At 71.8% G+C, this 5,181-nt stretch carries 6 protein-coding genes; 4 read left to right on the top strand and 2 right to left on the bottom strand.

The genetic code is table 11. The features are described 5' to 3' along the window. Window positions 1–815: GTP 3',8-cyclase MoaA (gene moaA / locus ACILRF_RS14320; protein WP_395674043.1), on the bottom strand; the 815-nt coding region annotated here is incomplete at its 3' end. A gap of 28 nt (window positions 816–843) precedes the next feature. Here moaA and ACILRF_RS14315 point away from each other — a divergent pair. From ACILRF_RS14315 to ACILRF_RS14305, 3 genes are all read left to right on the top strand, one after another. Next, entirely contained in the window at window positions 844–1,479 is a 636-nt protein-coding gene (locus ACILRF_RS14315; RefSeq protein WP_395674041.1) for an NTP transferase domain-containing protein, read from the top strand. Window positions 1,480–1,627: 148 nt separating this feature from the next. After that, on the top strand, window positions 1,628–1,972 hold the full coding sequence (locus tag ACILRF_RS14310) for a c-type cytochrome (RefSeq protein WP_395674039.1): 345 nt from the start codon (window positions 1,628–1,630) through the stop codon (window positions 1,970–1,972). Window positions 1,973–1,984: 12 nt separating this feature from the next. Then, window positions 1,985–2,869: an NAD(P)-dependent oxidoreductase gene (locus ACILRF_RS14305; protein WP_395674037.1), complete on the top strand. Its 885-nt coding sequence runs from the start codon at window positions 1,985–1,987 to the stop codon at window positions 2,867–2,869. Window positions 2,870–2,873: 4 nt separating this feature from the next. On the opposite strand, the gene ACILRF_RS14300 is transcribed toward ACILRF_RS14305, so the two are convergent. Further along, the gene (locus ACILRF_RS14300; RefSeq protein ID WP_395674035.1) at window positions 2,874–4,547 is read right to left on the bottom strand and encodes an MFS transporter; all 1,674 of its coding nucleotides are present in this window, start codon (window positions 4,545–4,547) and stop codon (window positions 2,874–2,876) included. Window positions 4,548–4,687: 140 nt separating this feature from the next. Between ACILRF_RS14300 and ACILRF_RS14295 the strand changes: the two genes are divergently transcribed. Continuing rightward, a partial coding sequence (locus ACILRF_RS14295) for a transglycosylase domain-containing protein (protein ID WP_395674033.1) occupies window positions 4,688–5,181 on the top strand: 494 nt, incomplete at its 3' end.

Below are 5,181 nucleotides of genomic sequence, written 5' to 3'. Positions count from 1 at the left end.
CGGTTGCAGGCCTCGCAGAAATTGTGGCTCAGCGGGGTGATGAAGCCGAGCCGGCCGCCGGTCTCGGCGACCTCGACGTAGCGGGCCGGGCCGCCGGTCTGCAGCGGGATGTCGCGCAGCGCCCAGAAGCTTTCGAGCTCGGCGCGGACGGTCCGGAGCGAGAGATACTGGTCCGTGCGATCGGCCTCGACCTCGCCGAGGGGCATGGTCTCGATCAGGGTCATGTCGCAGCCGCGGGCGTGAGCCCAGGCGATCAGGTCGGCGAGTTCGCCGGCGTTGTCGTCCTTGAGCGCCACGGCGTTGATCTTGACCCTCAGCCCGGCGGCCTGGGCGGCGTCGATGCCGGCGATCACCCGGGCCACGTCGCCGCCGCGGGTCAGGCGGCGGAAGAGGGCCGGCTTGAGCGTGTCCAGCGAGACGTTGATCCGCCGGACGCCGGCCTGCGCCAATTCGCCGGCGAATTTCTCCAGCTGAGTGCCGTTGGTCGTCAGGGTCAGCTCGTCGAGGGCGCCGCTCGCCAGATGCCGGCCGAGGCTGCGGACGAGGTCCATCACGCCCTTGCGGACCAGCGGCTCGCCGCCGGTCAGACGCAGCTTGCGTACGCCGAGGCCGACAAAGGCCGAGGCGATGCGGTCGAGCTCCTCGAGTGTCAGCACCTCCGCCTTCGGCAGGAAGGTCATGTGCTCGGCCATGCAATAGACGCAGCGCAGGTCGCAGCGGTCGGTCACCGACACGCGCAGATAGGTCACGGTCCGGCCAAAGGCGTCGACCAGCGACGGAAGCCCTTGCGGCGGGATGGGCGCGTGGTGCGTCATGCGCCCGTAACATAGAGGGGATGAGCCGGTGACGACAGGGGCAGACGCCACAGAGGCCGGGCCGACGCCGCCGTTCGAGGCGGTGGTGCTGGCGGCCGGCGCCGCCAGCCGGTTCGGCGGCGGCAAGCTGCTGGCCCCGTACATGGCCGGCGTGCTGCTCGACGGGGCGCTGGCCGCCGCCCTGGCCGCTCCGGCCCGCAGCGTCACGGTGGTGACCGGCGCCGACGAGGAAGCGGTCGTCGCCGCGGCGATCCGGTTCGCCGACCGGGTCGGCCAGCACGAGCGGCTGCGGATGGTCCACGCCGCCGATTACGCCGACGGCATGGCCCATTCCCTGCGGATGGGGATCGCCAGCCTGCCGGCCGACTGCGCCGGGGCGTTCGTCTTTCTCGGCGACATGCCGCGCGTCCCGCGGGAGGTGCTGGCCCCCCTGGCCGCGGCGGTGCGCGCGGGGGCGGCGGCGGCGGCCCCCGTGTTCGAGGGCCAGCGCGGGCATCCGGCCCTGTTGTCGGCGGCGCTGTTTCCGGAGCTGCTCGGCCTGGTCGGCGACGCCGGGGCCCGGCGGGTGCTGGACGGGCTCGGCCCGCGCCTGGCCCTGGTCGAGGCGGCCGACGACGGGGTGCTGTTCGATGTCGACCGCCCGGGCGACCTGGCCGGAAGCTGACAGCTGGCCGCGTCCGACGGTCAGGCGGAGTTCATCTGCGACCCGACATAAGGGAGCGGCTCGGCGGGGGCGATTTGCGTCCCGGGCGAGTTAGGATAGCAATGCGCCGCCCGGAGCACTCGGGGGCGCGGATCTCAGGGAGAGCCACTTGCTTCGTTCGATTTCCGCGGTCGCCGCTCTCAGCCTCATCGCCACGCCGGCCCTGGCCGCGCCCGACGGCGCGCAGCTGTTCAACATGCGTTGCAAGGCCTGCCATGGCGGCGGCACGATCGCCCCGCCGCTGAAGGGCGTCGCCGGCGCCAAGATCGCCAGCAAGCCGGGCTTCAAGTACTCCGACGGGCTGAAGAAGAAGGCCGGCGTCTGGACCGACGCCAACCTCAACACCTTCCTCGCCGGGCCGGCCAAGTTCGCGCCGGGCACCCGGATGATGATCTCGGTCGCCAAGCCCGAGGACCGCACGGCGATCATCGCCCACCTGAAAACCCTGAAGTAGGGCCAAGTCCGCATGGACGCCTTTCCCGCCTTCTTCCCGTTGGCCGGCCGCACCGTGGTGATCGCCGGAGAGGGGGAGGCGGCGGAGGCCAAGGCGCGACTGTTCGAAGGCTCGCCCGCCCAGGTGCGCCGCGTCAGCGGCGCCGACGCGCTCTCGCCGACCGCCTACGAGGGCGCGGCCCTGGCCTTCATCGCCTCGGCCGACGACGGGTTCGCCCGCGCCGCGTCCGATGCCGCGCGCAAGGCGCGGGTGCCGGTCAACGTCGTCGACCGGCTGGAGCTTTGCGACTTCACCACGCCGGCGGTGGTCGACCGCGGCGAGGTGGTGGCGGCGGTCGGCACGGCGGGGGCCTCGCCGATGCTGGCGACGCTGCTGCGGCATGACCTGGAGACGCGGGTGCCGGAAGGCGCCGGCCGCGTCGCCGCCCTATTCCGCACCCTGCAGGACGAGGTCCGCAACGCCCTGCCCGAGGCGCACCGGCGCCGGGCCTTCCTGCGCGCGGCCCTGACGGGGCCGGCGGCTCAGGCGGCGCTGTCCGGCGACATGGAGACGGCGACACGCCGGCTGCGCGAGGCGCTGGCCGAGGACGGCCCGAGCCTCGGCGTCGTGCAGGTCCTGGACGGCCGCGGTCCCGCCGATCACCTGACCCTGAAGGCCAGCCGCGCGCTGGCCGCCGCCGACGTGCTGGTCTGCGACGCCGGGGTCGACCCGAACGTCGTCGCCCTGGCGCGCCGCGACGCCGAGCGCATGGCCCCGGAGGCGCTGTCGCCGGAGCGGCTGCACGAGATGGTCGAGGCGGGCATGCGGGTGCTGCGGCTGCATCTCGGCCACCTGCCGGCGGAAGACCTCGCCGCGGCCAGCGTGACGATCGAGGTGCTGCCGGTCGTCGAGGACTGAGACGTCAGTCGAGCGGGCGACCGCGGGTCTCCGGCAGCAGGAACAGGCAGGCAAGGGCCGACACCGCCGTGAAGGCGAACGGGTACCAGAGCCCTGAATAGATATCGCCGCTGGCGGTGACGATGGCGAAGGCGGTGAACGGCACGAAGCCGCCGACCCAGCCGGTTCCGATGTGATAGGGCAGCGACAGGCCGGTGTAGCGGATGCGGGTCGGAAACAGCTCGACCAGGCAGGCCGCGATCGGCCCGTAGAGGGCGGTCGCCGCCACCACCAGGATCATCAGGGCGCCGAACGCGGCGACGAGATTCATCCGCTCCGGCGTCGCGCCGGACGGATAGCCGGCCTCGGTCAGGGCCGCCTTGATGCGGGCTTCGACACCGGCCTTGGCGGCCTTGGCGGCGGGCGGCGCGAGGCCGCCGACGTCGCCCGAAGCGACGACCCGCTCGCCGATCCGGATCTGCGCGGGTTGGCCGGCCGGGCCGTCCTCGGTGGCGTAGGAGACGCCGGCGTTGGCGAGGGTGCTCTTGGCGATGTCGCAGGAGCTGGTGAACTGCGCCTTGCCCACCGGATCGAATTGCAGGGAGCAGTCGGCGGGGTCGGCCACGACGACCACGGGCGTGCGCTCGGTCGCCTCGGCCATCGCCGGGTTGAGCGTGCGCGACAGCAGGTGGAAGGTCGGGAAATAGGCCGCCAGCATCAGCACCATGCCGAACAGCATCACCGGCTTGCGGCCGAGCTTGTCGGACAGCCAGCCGAAGAAGACGTAGAGCGGCGCGCTGGCCAGGGTGGCGAACAGCATCAGCATGTTCACCGTCTCCGGCGGGGCCTTCAGGAAGCGCTCCATGAAGGTCTGCACGTAGAAGAAGGCGGTGTACCAGACGGCGCCCTGGGCGAACATGATGGCCACCAGGGCGATCAGCACGATCTTCAAGTTCGGCCAGTGGCCGAAGGCTTCCCTGAACGGGGCTTTCGAGGCCTGGCCCTCAGCCTTCATCTTGGCGAACGACGGGCTCTCGGAGAGCTTGAGCCGCATCCAGATCGAGATGGCCAGCAGGCCGGCCGAGATCAGGAACGGGATGCGCCAGCCCCAGGCGTCGAACGCCTCCGGCCCATAGAGGGCGCCGACCGCCAGACGGGTCAGCAGGATGACGGTCAGGGCGCCGATCAGGCCGAGCGCCGCCGAGGTCTGCACCCAGCTGGTCGAGCGGCCGCGGGCGTTGGGCGGCGCGTGCTCGGCGACATAGACCGCCGCGCCGCCGTACTCGCCACCGAGCGCGAAGCCCTGGACGACGCGCATCAGGACCAGCAGGGCGGGGCCGACGATCCCCGCCTGAGCGTAGGTCGGCAGCAAGCCGATGGCGAAGGTCGCGCCGCCCATCAGGGCGACGGTGATCAGGAAGGCGCCCTTGCGGCCCGCCTTGTCGCCGATACGGCCGAACACCAGGGCGCCGAGCGGCCGGAACAGGAACCCAGCGCCGAACAAGGCCAGGGCGGCAATGTAGCCGGCGGTTTCCGGCAGGCCGGAGAAGAAGGTCCGCGAGATGACCTGGATCAGGCTGCCGAAGACGAAGAAGTCGTACCACTCGAATGCCGTGCCGGCGGACGAGGCGGCGACCACGGTGGTCAGCGACGTTTCCTTATGCGGCGTCTCGCCCGCGCCTACGGCGGCCTCGGCCATGCCCCTAATCCCCCATTGCTTTGCGTCCTGCATAGCACCGTGTGGCGAAGCGGTGGAAGCGTCCCGCTGCGCATGGACTTCCCCCGCCGAACGCCGCACCGTACGACCCCCGCGACGAATCCCCGGCGAGACTTCCAAGCTTGGTCGATCCGAATCTTCCGCCCGCCGAGCCGCTCACGCCTCGTCGCCCACGCCCGGTCCACGTCCTGCTGGGCGCCCTCGTCGCGGTGCTGGCGTTCGCCGTCTGGCTGAGCTGGGCCTTGCCCCTGGGACGGGCGCTGGAGCCGCTGGAGAGCCCGACGCTGGTGCTGGTCACGGCAGACGGGAAGCCGTTCGCACGCCGCGGGTCCTACAAGGAGGCGCCGGTCGAGGCGGGCAAGCTGCCGAAGCATGTGACCGGGGCTTTCGTCGCCATCGAGGACCGGCGGTTCTACAGCCATATCGGCCTCGACCTGCGCAGCATCGGACGGGCGGTGCGGACCAATGTCGAAGAGGGCGGCATCCGCCAGGGCGGCTCGACGATCACCCAGCAACTGGCCAAGAACGCCTTCCTGACCAGCCGCCAGACCCTGCGCCGCAAGGCCCAGGAGGCGCTGATCGCGCTCTATCTGGAGGCGCGGCTCAGCAAGGACGA

The sequence above is a fragment of the Phenylobacterium sp. genome (assembly GCF_044236515.1).
Classification (GTDB): domain Bacteria; phylum Pseudomonadota; class Alphaproteobacteria; order Caulobacterales; family Caulobacteraceae; genus Phenylobacterium.
This window is presented reverse-complemented; position numbering and strand designations above follow the sequence as displayed.

Excerpts from the sequence above, each read along its gene's own strand:
- ACILRF_RS14300 (WP_395674035.1), bottom strand. The coding sequence starts at position 4,547 with ATGGCCGAGGCCGCCGTAGGCGCGGGCGAGACGCCGCATAAGGAAACG.
- ACILRF_RS14305 (WP_395674037.1), top strand. The coding sequence starts at position 1,985 with ATGGACGCCTTTCCCGCCTTCTTCCCGTTGGCCGGCCGCACCGTGGTG.